This is a genomic window from Streptomyces sp. NPDC006743 (assembly GCF_040703815.1).
GTDB lineage: Bacteria > Actinomycetota > Actinomycetes > Streptomycetales > Streptomycetaceae > Streptomyces.
Genome location: NZ_JBEYJA010000041.1, coordinates 21,396 through 35,074, shown reverse-complemented (window position 1 = coordinate 35,074; position 13,679 = coordinate 21,396). Strand labels below are relative to the sequence as shown.

The following is a 13,679-nucleotide window of genomic DNA, read 5'->3' as shown; positions in this document are numbered from 1 at the left end:
GCCGGTACCGGTCCTCCGCCGGAGCCCGGTGGCCGCCGGCCTCGTGGGCTTGTGCGCGGGCGGGCCGCCAGGCCGCCGGGATGCGCCCGGAGACCCTGTGCCGGACCGTGCCCCCGGTGCGGGAGACGGCCACGCGCTGCGTCACCCCTCACGAGCAGAGCGGCACGCGCATCACGAGCAGAGCGGCACACGGATCGCCACCGTCACACCGGCCCGTGTCCCGGACGGGTACGAGCCGCCGGCGGCGTACGCGGACGTGTGAGGCCCCGCCCCTGCTCCTGTCAGGCGAAGACGGACAGGAGCAGGGCCATGCCGAGGCCGAGCACGCTGACCAGGGTCTGCACGACCGTCTGGGTCCGGGCGGCCTGGCCGAGGTCCATGCCGAAGGACTCCTTGACCAGCCAGAAGCCCGCGTGGTTGACGTAGTTGAGGCCGATGGAGCCGGCGCCGATGGCGACCACGAGGAGGGACGCCTCCAGACCGCCGCCGGTTCCGGTCAGCGGGGCGACGATGCCGGTGGCGGAGACGATGCCGACGGTGGCCGAACCCGTGGTCAGCGACAGCAGCAGCGCGATCAGCCAGCCGAGCAGGATCACGTTGAGGTGCGCCCCCTCGGCGGCGGAGGCGATGGCGTCCCCGATGCCGGAGTCCTGGAGCACCTGCTTGAACGCGCCGCCGCCGCCGATGATGAGCAGGATGGCGGCGATGGACTTGAGGCTGTCGGTCAGGGAGTCGCGGGTCCGCTCACCGGAGCGGTCGCCGCGCACCAGGGTCACCCCCAGGGCGAACAGGAAGCCCGCCAGCATCGCCACCAGGGGCTCTCCGGCGAAGGTGAGCGCGGACCGCAGGGCGCTGGACTCGTCCAGCACCGTCTCGGCCAGGGTGCGCAGCAGCATCAGGGCGACGGGGACGAGTACGGAGGCGACGGCCAGGCTCGTGGGAACACCGCCGCGGGACCGCGGTGCGGCGGGCTCCCGCACCGCGGCACCGGAGGGTGAGGCGGCTTCAGGCGCTGCCCCGGTGCGCGGGCCGGAGCCGGTGAACTGTGCGACGAGGGCGGCGTCGGGGCGGACGTCGGCCATGCGGGGCGCGATCCAGCGGGCGTAGACGGGACCGGCCAGGACGACGGTGGGGATCGCGCAGACGAGACCGACACCGAGGGTGAGCCCGAGGTCGGCGTGGAGCCCGGTCACGGCGGTCAGCGGCCCCGGGTGCGGGGGAAGCATGCCGTGCAGGGTGGACAGCGCCGCGATCGCCGGGACGCCGAGCAGCACGTAGGGGGAGCCCTTGGCGCCGCCGTCGGCCTCCAGGCGGCGTGCCACGCTGAAGATGAGGGGCAGCAGCACGATGAGGCCGACCTCGAAGAACATCGGGATGCCTATGACGAACGCGGCGGCTGCCACGAGCCAGGGCAGCCGGCGGGTGCTGGACCGGTCGACGACGGCGTGGGCGATGGCGTCGGTGGCGCCGGAGTCGGACAGCAGGCGGCCGAGCATGGCCCCCAGGGCGAGGGTGAGGCCGACATCGCCCAGTGTCCCGCCCGCACCCTCTTCCAGGGAATCGGTCAGTTTGCCGACCGGTTCGCCGGCCGCCAGCCCGGTGCCCACGCTCACGAGGATGAGCGCGACGAAGGGATGGACCCGCAGCCGCGAGTTGATCAGGTAGATCAGCAGCGCGATCGCCACGGTGAGGACGAGCAGCAGGAACCACGCGTGTGAGGTCATGCGGAGACACCTTTCGACGGCCGGCCGCGAGGGGGCCGGTGGATCGGGTACGGCGGACAGAGCCCGTCACCGGCTGCTGCCGGCCGGCTTCTGCGGATCTCTTCGGGGCTCGTGGCCTGGGGAGGCCGCCCGGTCAGGCCGGGCGCAGGTCAGGCCGGGGCCCCGGCGGGCGGGGGCCGCCTGCCGGTGGGCACGGTGAAGGTGTCCGGGGCTTCCGGGCCGGGCCGGGCCGCCGGTCAGGCCCGCGGGCTCCCGGGGCGACGACGATCACCGCGTGATCGGGGTGCGGTCGCGGACCGGCCGCGGCCGGCAGGGGTCCGGTCGCCGCGGCGAGGCGGCCGCCCGGCCCTCACTCCAGACCGAGCCGCGCGACCAGACCGGCGACCCGCTTGTCCTGTTGGACCAGGTACGAGCGGAATGTGTCGCCGGTGGCGAACACGTCCGTCCAGCCGTGCCGGACGAGTTCGGCTTTCCAGCGCCGGGAGTCATGCAGCGCGGTCAGGACGGCGGTCCAGCGTTTCCTGTCGGCCTCGCTGATGCCGGGCGGCGCGACGACGCCACGCCAGTTGTCGAACACCAGGTCGATGCCGGACGACTTGAGCGTCGGAACCCCCGGGAGAGGAGCGACCGGCCGGTCGCCGGTGGTGGCCAGGACACGGAGCTGGCCCCCGCCGATCTGGTCCAGGAACTCGCCGAACCCGCTGACGGCGAAGTCGACCTTCCCGTCCAGGAGGGCCGGCAGGAGATTGCCGCCACCCCCGTCGTAGGCCACGTAGCCGGCCCTCCTCGGGTCGATGCCGACCGCCTCGGCCAGCTCCATGGTCAGCAGGTGATCGGGCCCGCCGGGGGAGGAGCCGCCACCCACCCGCAGCCGGCCCGGGGCCGCGCGCCAGGCGTCGACGAGCTGCCGGACCGTCCGGTACGGCGAGTCCTTGCGGACCACCACCGCGCCCGGCTCCTCGATCAGACGCGCGATCGGGGTGGTCCGGGCGACGCTCACCTTCGCCTTCGCCACGTGCGCGGCTCCCACCACACCGAGCCCCATCTGCAGGGCGAGGTCACCGTTGCCGCGCTCGTCGACGATCCGCTGCAGCCCCACCGTGCCGCCCGCGCCCGGCAGGTTGAAGACCTGCACGTCCGCTGCGATGCCGGTCTCGTCCATGACCCGCGCCGCGGTCCGCGCCGTGGTGTCGTAGCCGCCGCCCGGGGTGTTGGGCACGACGATCCGCAGGCCCTGCACCGGGTCGCGGCCGCCGGCCGGCCACCCCGCGCAGCCGCTGGCCGCCGGCAGCAGCGCCAGTACGGCGAGGGTGCCGAGAAAGGCGCGTGCGGGACCTCTCATGGCACCTCACTTCCGATTTCATCTGGCGGACGTCATGATTATGCGATCCGGCACATGTGCTGCCCATGTTGTGTCAGCATGAAAGATTGAGTTCATTGTGGTCGCTGTCTTCCGCCGCCATACGCTGGCGGGAGAGATGCTCGCCCTCCAGCTGGCCATCATCGTGGTCGTGCTGCTGGCGGTCGCCGGCTTCTCCCTCGCCCAGTCCGAGGCCACCTTCAAACGCGTCGAGGGCCGCCGGGTCGACGCGCTGGCGGAGCAGCTGGCCGCGAACCCCCTGGTCCGCAGCCAGCTCGTGCGCCCCGCCCCGGAAGAGACACTGGCCCCGCTGGTGCACTCCACCCTGGCGCAGTCCGGTGTCACCTCCGTGACGGTGGCCGACGCCCAGGGCCGCGTCGTCTCCTCCACCGACCCCACCGCCGTCGGCGAGCCGCTGCCCCTGGGACCGGGCGCGGGCGCGGGACGCGGCTGGTCGGGACAGCTGACGCTGGACGGCAACCGCGAACTGGTGGCCCAGGTGTCGGTGCTCGGGGCGGAGCGCAGCGACCTCGGCCGCATCCTCGGCACCGTGATGATCGGTGAGTCGTTCCCGACCCCGTGGCAGCGGCTCAGCGGCGCCTCCTCGTACCTGCTCGCGTACCTGGGCATCGCCAGCGCACTGGGCGCGACGGGGTCGTGGCTCCTCGCCCGGCGGGTCAAGCGCCAGACCCACGGTCTGGAGCCGGTCGAGATCACCGGGCTGGCCGAGCACCGCGAGGCCATGCTGTACGGGATCGCCGAGGGCGTCGTCGCACTCGACCCGCAGCACCGCCTCACCCTCGTCAACGACGTGGGCCGCCGGCTGCTGGACCTGCCCGAGGACTGCGTGGGGCAGAGCCTGGAGGCGCTCGGCATCGACGGACGGCTGCGGGACGTGCTCGTCGGAGCCGAGGGCGGCGGCGCCGGCCGGCCGGACCAGGTCGTCATCCGTCACGCCCGCATGCTGGTCATGAACCGGATGACCGTCGTCAAGGACGGCCGCACCCTCGGCTCCGTCACCACCCTGCGCGACCGCACCGAACTGGCCGAACTGGAGCGCGAGATCGGCTCCTTCCGCAGCTCCTCCGAACTGCTGCGCGCGCAGGCCCACGAGTTCGCCAATCAACTGCACACCATCTCGGGACTGATCCAGATCGGCGAGCACGACGAAGTGGTGCGGCACATCCGCGCCCTGAACCAGCGCCGTCAGTCGTTGGACATGACCCTCGCGCGGCGCGTACGCGACACCGCGATCGCCGCGTTGCTGATGGCGAAGTCCTCCCTGGCGGCCGAGCGCAGAGTGGCGCTGCGCATCTCCGCCGGCACCGCGCTCGACCGGCTCGCGGCCGAGGACGCGGCCGACGTCGCCACGGTGATCGGGAACCTCGTCGACAACGCCGTGGACGCCGCCGCCGTGCACCGGGCCGAGGACGAGGCGTGGGTCGAGGTGGAGCTGCGGCAGGACGCCTCCAGCGTCGAGATCGTCGTCCGGGACTCCGGGCCGGGCCTGGCTCCGGAACTCGCCCGAGAGGTCTTCGCCCACGGATTCACCACCAAGGCCGATCCGGAGGGCCGGCGGGGCATCGGCCTGGCGCTGACCAAGCTGGTGTGCGAACGCCACGGTGGGGAGATCTCCGTGACCAGCAGCCCTGAAGGCGGTGCGGTGTTCACCGCGCGTATGACAGTCAGCCACCCCGCCGGCGCGGTGGCGGAAGGAGTGTCCCGATGACGGCCGCGCACAGCACGCCCGCAGCGGGCGGGACGATCGGCGTCCTCGTCGTCGACGACGACTTCATGGTCGCCCGGGTGCACCGCGGGTTCGTCGAACAGGTCGAGCCCTTCCGGGTGGTCGGCACGGCCCACACCGGCCTGCAGGCCGTCGACGCCGTGGACGACCTGCGCCCGGACCTCGTCCTGCTCGACCTGTATCTGCCCGACGTCTTCGGCCTCGACGTCATCCCCCGGCTGCGCTCCGCGGGCCACGACTGCGACGTCATGGTGATCAGCGCCGCCCAGGAAGCCGATACGGTGCGCAGCGCCGCGCGCCGGGGAGTGGTCGACTACCTGCTCAAACCGTTCGACTTCGAGGATCTGCGCCCCCGCCTGGAGCGGTATGCCGCGCGGCGCGACCGTCTGCTGGGCACGGTCGTGCGCGGCCAGGCCGACGTGGACCGCCTCCTGGCGGGAGGGACGGCCACCGCCCCGGCAGGCGTGCTGCCCAAGGGCATGAGCGTCGAGACCGCCGAACTGGTCGAACGGACCCTCCGCCAGGCCGACGGCACCCTGTCCTCCGCCGAGTGCGCCGCCCTGACCGGCATCTCCCGGGTGAGCGCCCGCCGCTACCTGGAGCACTTCCACAACACCGGCAGCGCCGAGGTGTCGCTGCGCTACGGCGCCGCCGGCCGCCCCGAACGCCGTTACGGCTGGCGCGGGTGAGGGCCGGGGAGCCGGCTCCGTACGCCTCCCCGAGACGCCCGGACCGCACGGCCGCCCACCGGACACAACGCCCTGTTTCACGTGAAACCGCCCTGTCCTGCCGGGCGTCTTGACCCGTCGCGGGAAGGGCCGGTATACGACAGGCGTCCGCTCCCGCGGGGAAGATGAACACGCCGTGAACCCCCCGGCGGCTGCCGTCCCCTCTCACCTGCATCGAGTTGCGCGAGGCATCGACCGATGCGGATTCCGCGCTTGATCGGCCCTTGAGCCTGGGTGAGGATCTTGTCAGCGGCAGGACATATGCCTGATTCAACGGGGGGCGTTCCGCCTTGCATGGGCGACTTCACGGCACACGGGCGAATCCACGGCTCCCTGATTGGGCTCTCCACCCTTATTCCCCTGGGGGAAGCATGCCTCACCAGCCCTATGCCTATCGACGCAGAGAACTGACCGAACCGGACTGGCGCCGGATTCCCGGATGGCGCGAGGTCACCGCGGAGCAATGGCGCGACCCGCAGTGGCAGCGTGTGCACTGCGTCAAGAACGTGCGGCAACTGGAAGCGGTCTACGGCGATCTGCTCTCCGACGACTTCTACCGTGATCTGGAGCGCGACCAGGCGGAGCGGGCCACGATGTCGCTGCTCCTGCCCCCCTACGTGCTGAGCATGATGGTGCCGGACGACGTCCCGGGCACCGAGGCGATGTACGCGGACCCCGTGCGCCGGCACATGATGCCGGTGTTCTCCGACCGTGATCCCGAGTGGCCGTCCCACCCGTACGCGTCCCGGGACTCGCTGCACGAGGCCGAGATGTGGACGGCGGAGGGCCTGACCCACCGCTACCCCACCAAGGTTCTGGCGGAACTGGTGTCCACCTGCCCCCAGTACTGCGGCCATTGCACGCGCATGGACCTGGTGGGGAATTCCACCCCGCAGATCTCCAAAATGCGGTTCTCGGCCAGACAGCCGGACCGTTACGCGGCGATGCTGGACTATCTCCGCCGTACGCCCACCGTGCGCGACGTGGTGGTTTCCGGCGGGGATGTGGCCAACGTCCCCTGGCCGCGTCTGGAGTCCTTCGTCTCGGCGCTCCTGGAACTGGACCACATACGCGACATACGGCTGGCGTCGAAGGCGCTGATGGACCTTCCGCAGCACTGGCTCTCCGACGAGGCCCGCCGCACCGTGAGCACCCTCGCCGAGACGGCCCGCAAGCGCGGAGTGAGCCTGGCCGTGCACACGCACGTCAACAGCGCCCAGCAGGTCACCCAGCTCAACGCCGAGGCGGCCCGCACGCTGTTCGACCTCGGAGTGCGCGACGTGCGCAACCAGGGCGTGCTGATGCGCGGGGTGAACGACACCTCGCAGCGGCTGCTCGACCTGTGCTTCGCGCTGCTCGACGGCGCGGGAGTGATGCCGTACTACTTCTACCTCTGCGACATGATCCCCAACGCCGAGCACTGGCGGGTGTCGCTGGGCGAGGCCCAGCAGTTGCAGCAGGCGATCATGGGGTACCTGCCCGGGTTCGCGACGCCGCGGCTGGTGTGCGACGTGCCGTTCGTCGGCAAGCGCTGGGTGCACCAGGTCGACCACTACGACCGCGAGCGCGGCATCTCGTACTGGACCAAGAACTACCTGACCTCGATCGAGCAGGACGACCCGTACGCCCTCGCGAGGACGCACGAGTACTACGACCCGATCCAGACGCTCAGGCCCGAAGGACAGCAGTGGTGGCGCCGGCACGGCCGGTCCCCGGCTCGGTCCGCGGCCGCCGGCCGGCCTTCCGTCGCCGTCGCCCAGGGGGAGGCCCAGTGACCGGCAACAGCCCCGTCGCCCCCCTGTCCGTGCGCGAGAAGTTCATGACCGACCCCGACCTGGGCGCCGGCAACTTCCTGGAGCACGCGCTGCGGCACAACCCCCACCTGGACGCGCCGCTGGTCTACGACCACCGCCTGGACGCGCGCGGCCATGTCGTGCTGCGCGGGTACAGCCTGCGGGAGCTGGCCGGGATCCGCGACCAGTACGCCCGCTGGTACTGGACCAACGGCGTCCGGCCGGGCGAACCGGTGGCGCTGTACATCGCCGAGGGGCTCCAGCCGATCCTGCACTTCCTGGCGCTGACCTCGATCGGCGCGATCCCCGCGCTCGTCAACGACGCGATGCCGGTCACCACGGCCCGGCGCTATCTCGACCATGTGGGGGTGGCCGGGGTGGTGGCGGACGACCCGCGCCCGATCGGCGCGACCTACCGGCCGGGCCGGCCGCGCCCCCGGTTCATCGTGCCCAGCGCCGAGATACGCGCCCATGACCCCGGCTCCGGCTCGCTGCCCGACCCGTACCCGTACCGGCACACGGCCGACGAGGTGGTCGCGCTCATCCACTCCTCGGGCACCACCGGCACCCCGAAGTCGACGCAGGTGGCGCACCACCAGTTCTGGGTCGGCAAGGAGGCCCGGATGGTGCGCTTCCCGGCCGAGCCGTACGACCGGCTGCTGTCACTGATGCCGCACACGCACGCGGGCGGTCTCAGCTATCTGCTGACCACCATCCTGCTCGGGCTGCCGACGCTGACCATGGCCGACTGGCGGCGCAGCGCGGTGGAACCGGTGATGGAGGTCTTCCAGCCGACCATGGTCGCCTCCTTCCCGCGCACGTTCGTGGAACTGGCCACCGGCGAGCTGCCGGTGAAGGCCGCCGCCAAGGTGCACACCTGGTTCAACACCGGGGACAGCGCGCACCACGGGCACATCCGGCGGCTGGTGAGCCTCGGTGAGCGGCCGGTGGGCCTGATCCAGCCGTGGCTGCTGCCGAAGGGGGACGCCGGGGCCACGCCCCTGCCCGGGTCCCGCTACATCGACGGGCTCGGCTCCTCCGAGATGGGCATGGCGCTCTTCGGCCAGGTCACCACGCCGGAGTCGGAACGCGACGACCGCTGCGTCGGGGTGCCCGTCGAGGTGGTGGAGAAGGCGGCGGTGCTGGACGACGACGGCAACGAGGTGCCGGACGGCACCGTGGGCCTCCTTGGCGTGAAGACACCGACCCGCACCCCGGGCTACTGGAACGACCCCGCACTGACCGCGAGCAGTGAGCTGAACGGCTACTGGCTCACCGGTGACGTGGCGGTACGCAGTCCCGACGGCCGCTTCTACCACCTGGACCGCACCGCGGACGTGATCCACACGGCCGGCGGCCCGGTGCACAGCCTGCCGCTGGAGGAGGTGCTGATCGCCGACCTGGCCGACATCGTCCAGGACTGCGCGGTGATCGGCGTGCCCGCGCCCTCCAGTGAGGGCCAACTGCCCCTGGCGGTGGTCCGGTTGCAGGCGGACAGCCCGCTCGGCGACCCGGCGGGGATACGCGAGGCCGCCAACCGGGAGCTGACGGCCGCCGGGCTGCACCCGCTGGCGGCGGTGTCCGTGGCCCGCGGCGGCGACGACTACCCCACAGGCCCGACCGGCAAGGTCCTCAAGCGCGAGCTGCGTACGCGCCACGCCTCGGCCCTGGTCGCCGGGACGGCCGGCTGAAGGAGACGGGTGCACGCAGTGGACGCGGCAGCAGGCGGAGGGACAGCAGTGACACACGACGAGGGGCCCGGGCCGGCGGCGGCCGTACGGACGGGGCGCACGCCTCGGGCACACGGGGCGGCCGGTGCACCTGCGCCGCGCGCGCACCGGGTGCGTGAGGTGGCCGGCGTGCGGGCGGGGCGCCCGCCCCGGGCACGGGTCGCGCCGGTCGCACCGGCGGGGCGCCCGCGCCGGGCACGGGTGGTGGCCGCCCCATGAGCGGGACCCACCGCAGGGCCGGGCTCTCCCGGCCGTTCGCCTTCTGGCTGATCGCCACCGTCCAGTGCCTGCTGCTGTTCGCGTCGAGCGCGCCCTCGCCGCTGTACGCCGTCTACCAGGGCCAGTGGCACTTCTCCGCGGGCATGCTCACCGCGATCTTCGCGATGTACGCGCTCACGCTCCTCGTGGCGCTGCTGGTGGTGGGCAAGCTGTCCGACCACATCGGCCGCCGCAAGGTCCTGGGTGCCGCCCTCGTCGTGGAGGTGGTGAGCATGCTGCTGTTCATCACCGCCGACGGCGTCGGGCCGCTGCTCGCCGCGCGTGCCGCCCAGGGCCTCGCCACCGGCGCGGCGACCGGCGCGACCAGCTCCGCGCTGCTCGACCTGCAGCCACCGCACCGGCCGCGGCTGGGCCCGCTGGTCAACAGCCTGGCGCCGATCGCCGGCCTGGCGCTCGGCGCCCTGGGCTCCGGACTCCTCGTGGAGTACGCGCCCGCCCCGAAGGTCCTGGTCTACGCGCTGCTGCTGGCGGCGTTCGCGCTCGCCGCACTCGTCACCCCGCTGCTGCCGGAGACCTCCCCCGGGCGGCCCGGCGCGGTCGCGTCGCTGGTGCCGCGCCTCGCGGTGCCGCGCCGGATCCGGCCGCTGTTCCTCACCGTGGCACCCTCCCTCGTCGCGGTCTGGGCGGTGGGCGGACTGTACATGTCACTCGGCCCGTCCATCGCGGCCCACACCCTCCGCCTCGGCGGCCATCTGGTCGGCGGACTCGTCATCTTCGCCCAGACCGGATCGGGCGCCGTCGGCGCGCTGCTGCGCCGCGGCAAACCGCCGCGCACCACCATGACCCTCGGCTTCGCGGCCTTCCTCGTCGGCATCGGCACCACCCTCGGCGCCCTGGCGGTGCCCTCCCCGGCGCTGTTCTTCGCCGGCATCGTGATCGCCGGCTACGGCTTCGGCACCGGCTTCCTCGGCGCCTTCCAGACGATCGCGCCGCTGGCCGAGCCCGACGAACGCGCCGGGCTCATGGCCGGCATGTACGTCGTGTGCTACCTCGGCTTCAGCGTGCCCGCCGTGATCGCGGGGCTCGCCGTGCAGCGGTACGGCCTCGGCCCGACCACCACCGTGTACAGCGTCGCGGTGATGGCCCTGGCCGTCGTGGCCTGCGCGGGACTCCTCGTCCAGGGACGCGGCGAGAAGCGGACGGCCGGCGCACCCCACGGCGGCCTGCCGCCCGCGCCGCGGCCCGCCCGCGCCGCCGACGCCGACCACCTCTGACCACCGGAGACCCTCATGCCCGAGACCTTCCCGGACGTCCTGCGGCGCTTCTGGCGGACCGCCTCCCTGCACCCGGAGTCCGTCGCCGTCGTCGACGCCGCCGGATCCACGACCTACGCCGCCCTGCGCGAGCGCGCCGTCCAGGTGGCCACCGCCCTCGGCCCCCGGCCCGGCACGGTCGGCGTGCTCACCGACCGCGGCGCGGGCACCGTCGCCGCACTCCTCGGCGTCCTCGCCGCCGGCGGCACCTACTGCCCCATCGACCCGGCCTTCACCGCCGAGCGCAAGAAGGAGCTGGCCGAGACGGCGGCGGTACGGACCGTGCTCACCGCGCACCCGGACCCGGAACCCTTCGGCCCGCCCGTCCTCGGCCCCGGACTCCCGGCGGCGGACGACGCGTTCGAACCCCTGCCGCCCGCCCCGGACGACCCGGCCTACGTGCTGTTCACCTCCGGATCGACCGGACGGCCCAAACCGGTGGTGACCCCCCGCGCGGCCATCGCCGCCGCCGTCGACTCCCTCGCCGAACTGCTCGACGTGGGACCCGGCGACCGGGTGCTCCAGTTCGCCTCGCTGAACTGGGACACCTCCTTCGAGGAGATCCTGCCCACCCTGACCCGCGGCGCGACCCTGGTCTTCGACGCCGACGCCCACAGCGGCTCCCTGCCCCGGTTCCTGCGCATGCTCGACCGCCTGCGCGTCAGCGTCCTCGACCTGCCCACCGCCTTCTGGCACGAACTGGTCCACCACCTCACGCAGGACGGCGCCACCGCTCTGCCCGAGAGCGTCCGCACGGTCGTCATCGGCGGCGAGGCGACCAGCAGGGCCCGGCTCGGCGACTGGCGCACCCTGCCCGGCACCGGCCGGATCCGGCTCGTCAACACCTACGGGTGCACCGAGACCACCCTGGTCACCCACGCCGGCGACCTGCACGGCCCGCACTCCCGGGCGCCCGAGGACGGCTCCGCCCCGATCGGCCGCGCCCTGCCGCACGTACGGGAGCGGATCGGCGAGGACGGCGAACTCCTCGTCGGCGGACCCGCGCTCGCCCTCGGCTACCCGGGCCTGCCGGAGACCACCGCCGAACGCTTCCCCGTCCTCGACGGCGTCCGCCACTTCCGCACCGGGGACCGGGTCAGGCGCGGCGAGAGCGGCGAACTGCACCACGAGGGACGGCTCGACGACCAGATCAAGGTCCGCGGCATCCGCGTCGACCCGGCCGAGGTGGAGGCCCAGCTGTGCGCCCACCCCGGCGTCGCCTCCGCCGCCGCCACCGGTGTCGCCGCCGGCGACCACACCGTGGTGGTCGCCTACGTGACGGCCGGCCGCCCGGACGACGGCACCGACCTCGCCGCCGAACTCCGCGCCCACCTGCGCCGGCACGCCCCCGGCCACCTGCGGCCGCACCGCATCACCGTGGTGCCGGAACTCGTCCACACCGCGAGCGGCAAGGTCGACCGCCGCCGCACCCACCACCGCTACACCACCGGCGCCTGAGCCGGCGAACCCGAGGAGAACACACATGTCCGCCCCACAGGCCAGCACCGTCGACCAGGTGATCGGGATCTACCGCCGGGTCCTGGAGACGGACGACGTCACCGCCGACTCCGACTTCTTCGACGTGGGCGGGGACTCCCTGCTCGCCACCCGGGTGATCAGCGCCATCGCCCGTGACCTCGGCCCCGAACTGACCATCGACACATTCCTCGACGCCCCCACGCCCCGGGCCGTGGCCGAGCTGATCGCGAGCGTGAGCGCATGAGCACCCTCATCGTCGGAGCGGGACTCGCCGGACTCACCGCCGCCGCCGAACTCGCCGCCCACGGACGGCAGGTGACGGTACTGGAGGCCCGGGACCGGGTGGGCGGCCGCACCCACGGCATCGAGGTGACCCCCGGCCAGTGGGCGGACGCCGGAGCCGCCTACCTCGGCGACCGGCACACCGAACTGAAGGCCCTCATCACCGGGCTCGGCCTGGCCACCGTGCCCACCACCACCGACGGACAGAGCCGGTTCTCCGTCGGCGGCGGCCCGCAGGGCCGCGACGGCCGGTTCCCGCCGCTGAGCGCCGTCGCCCTCGGGCAGCTCTTCGACGCCCTGGACGAGGTGACCCGCACCGTGCGCGCCGACGCGCCCTGGCTCACCCCCGACGCCGGACACCTGGACCGGATCAGCGCCGCGGAATGGATCGGGCAGCGCGTCGACCACCCCGACGCCCGGCTGTTCTTCCCGCTGTTCCTGGGCGAGATGATGGCCGCCGACCCGGCCGACGTGTCCGTCCTGCACATGGCCTTCTACCTCAAGTCCGGCGGCGGCATCCGCTTCCTCAACGCCTTCGCCGGCGGCGCCCAGGAGGACCGGGTCGACGGCGGCGCCCACCGGCTGAGCGAACTGCTCGCCGCCGAACTGGGCGAACGGGTGCTGCTCGGCCAACCCGCCCGGGCGGTCGAGGAGACCGGATCCGGGGTGCGCGTGCACACCGACCGCGGCGTCCACGAGGCCGACTCGCTGATCGTCGCCGTACCGCCGCTGCTCGCCGACGCCATCGAGTACCGCCCGGGACTGCCCTTCCGCCGCGCGGGCTCCACCACCGTGCCCGGCTGCGCCGTCAAGGTGCACCTGGTCTACGAGCGGCCGCTGTGGCGCGAGTACGGGCTGTCGGGCTGGTCGGTCAGCGCCGACGGGCCGCTGCTGTCCACGGTGGACGACTCCCCGTCCGCCGACGGCGTCGGCGTCCTCACCGGCTTCGTCACGGGACGGGAGGCCCGCGAGTACGCCGCCCTCGACCCGCGCGAGCAGCGGGAGGCGGCCGTCTCCCAGGCCCGGCGGCTCTTCCCGGAACTGCCCGACCCCATCGCCCACCACGTCACGGACTGGATCAACGAGGAGTACAGCAGGGGCTGTTACGCCGCGCTGTTCGGCCTCGGCGACTGGGCCGCCCTCGGCCCCCACCTCACCACCCCGCACGGCCGTGTCCACTGGGCGGGCACCGAGACCAGCACCGAGTTCTTCGGACTCATGGAGGGCGCCGTCCGTTCCGGCAGGCGGGCGGCGACCGAGGTCCTCAAGGCCTACGATGACTGAGGAGTCGTCACAGACCACTG

The 13,679-nt window shown here is 73.2% G+C and carries 10 protein-coding genes; 8 read left to right on the top strand and 2 right to left on the bottom strand.

All coding sequences use genetic code 11. From position 1 onward, the window contains the following. Positions 1-281: 281 nt before the first annotated feature. Both ABZ719_RS27490 and ABZ719_RS27485 read right to left on the bottom strand, forming a co-directional pair. Positions 282-1,724 carry an SLC13 family permease gene (locus ABZ719_RS27490; RefSeq protein WP_366727848.1) on the bottom strand — a complete coding sequence of 481 codons (1,443 nt, stop codon included), beginning with the start codon at positions 1,722-1,724 and terminating at the stop codon, positions 282-284. A gap of 349 nt (positions 1,725-2,073) precedes the next feature. Beyond that, positions 2,074-3,066, bottom strand: a complete 993-nt coding sequence (locus tag ABZ719_RS27485; protein WP_366727847.1) for a tripartite tricarboxylate transporter substrate binding protein — start codon at positions 3,064-3,066, stop codon at positions 2,074-2,076. 97 nt (positions 3,067-3,163) lie between these two features. On the opposite strand from ABZ719_RS27485, the gene ABZ719_RS27480 reads away from it, so the two are divergent. The 8 genes from ABZ719_RS27480 (at position 3,164) to ABZ719_RS27445 (ending at position 13,659) form a co-directional block, all read left to right on the top strand. Then, entirely contained in the window at positions 3,164-4,813 is a 1,650-nt protein-coding gene (locus ABZ719_RS27480) for an ATP-binding protein (protein ID WP_366727846.1), read from the top strand. Then, entirely contained in the window at positions 4,810-5,520 is a 711-nt protein-coding gene (locus tag ABZ719_RS27475) for a response regulator (RefSeq protein WP_366727845.1), read from the top strand. The genes ABZ719_RS27480 and ABZ719_RS27475 overlap by 4 nt, the downstream gene beginning before the upstream one ends. A gap of 410 nt (positions 5,521-5,930) precedes the next feature. Next, complete coding sequence (locus tag ABZ719_RS27470; RefSeq protein ID WP_366727844.1) at positions 5,931-7,334, top strand: lysine 2,3-aminomutase; 1,404 nt, start codon at positions 5,931-5,933, stop codon at positions 7,332-7,334. After that, entirely contained in the window at positions 7,331-9,043 is a 1,713-nt protein-coding gene (locus tag ABZ719_RS27465) for a class I adenylate-forming enzyme family protein (protein ID WP_366727843.1), read from the top strand. The genes ABZ719_RS27470 and ABZ719_RS27465 overlap by 4 nt, the downstream gene beginning before the upstream one ends. A gap of 254 nt (positions 9,044-9,297) precedes the next feature. After that, entirely contained in the window at positions 9,298-10,575 is a 1,278-nt protein-coding gene (locus tag ABZ719_RS27460; RefSeq protein WP_366727842.1) for an MFS transporter, read from the top strand. Positions 10,576-10,590: 15 nt separating this feature from the next. Continuing rightward, positions 10,591-12,072, top strand: a complete 1,482-nt coding sequence (locus ABZ719_RS27455; RefSeq protein WP_366727841.1) for an amino acid adenylation domain-containing protein — start codon at positions 10,591-10,593, stop codon at positions 12,070-12,072. Between the two features lie 25 nt (positions 12,073-12,097). Next, complete coding sequence (locus ABZ719_RS27450; RefSeq protein ID WP_366727840.1) at positions 12,098-12,337, top strand: acyl carrier protein; 240 nt, start codon at positions 12,098-12,100, stop codon at positions 12,335-12,337. Further along, positions 12,334-13,659, top strand: coding sequence for an FAD-dependent oxidoreductase (locus ABZ719_RS27445; protein WP_366727839.1), 1,326 nt, complete (start codon positions 12,334-12,336; stop codon positions 13,657-13,659). Before ABZ719_RS27450 ends, ABZ719_RS27445 begins: the two co-directional genes overlap by 4 nt. The last annotated feature ends 20 nt before the right edge of the window (positions 13,660-13,679 follow it).

Bases quoted from the DNA above. Each gene is read 5' to 3' on its own strand.
- ABZ719_RS27490 (WP_366727848.1), bottom strand. From the start codon at position 1,724: ATGACCTCACACGCGTGGTTCCTGCTGCTCGTCCTCACCGTGGCGATC.
- ABZ719_RS27485 (WP_366727847.1), bottom strand. From the start codon at position 3,066: ATGAGAGGTCCCGCACGCGCCTTTCTCGGCACCCTCGCCGTACTGGCG.
- ABZ719_RS27475 (WP_366727845.1), top strand. From the start codon at position 4,810: ATGACGGCCGCGCACAGCACGCCCGCAGCGGGCGGGACGATCGGCGTC.
- ABZ719_RS27470 (WP_366727844.1), top strand. From the start codon at position 5,931: ATGCCTCACCAGCCCTATGCCTATCGACGCAGAGAACTGACCGAACCG.
- ABZ719_RS27460 (WP_366727842.1), top strand. From the start codon at position 9,298: ATGAGCGGGACCCACCGCAGGGCCGGGCTCTCCCGGCCGTTCGCCTTC.
- ABZ719_RS27455 (WP_366727841.1), top strand. From the start codon at position 10,591: ATGCCCGAGACCTTCCCGGACGTCCTGCGGCGCTTCTGGCGGACCGCC.
- ABZ719_RS27450 (WP_366727840.1), top strand. From the start codon at position 12,098: ATGTCCGCCCCACAGGCCAGCACCGTCGACCAGGTGATCGGGATCTAC.
- ABZ719_RS27445 (WP_366727839.1), top strand. From the start codon at position 12,334: ATGAGCACCCTCATCGTCGGAGCGGGACTCGCCGGACTCACCGCCGCC.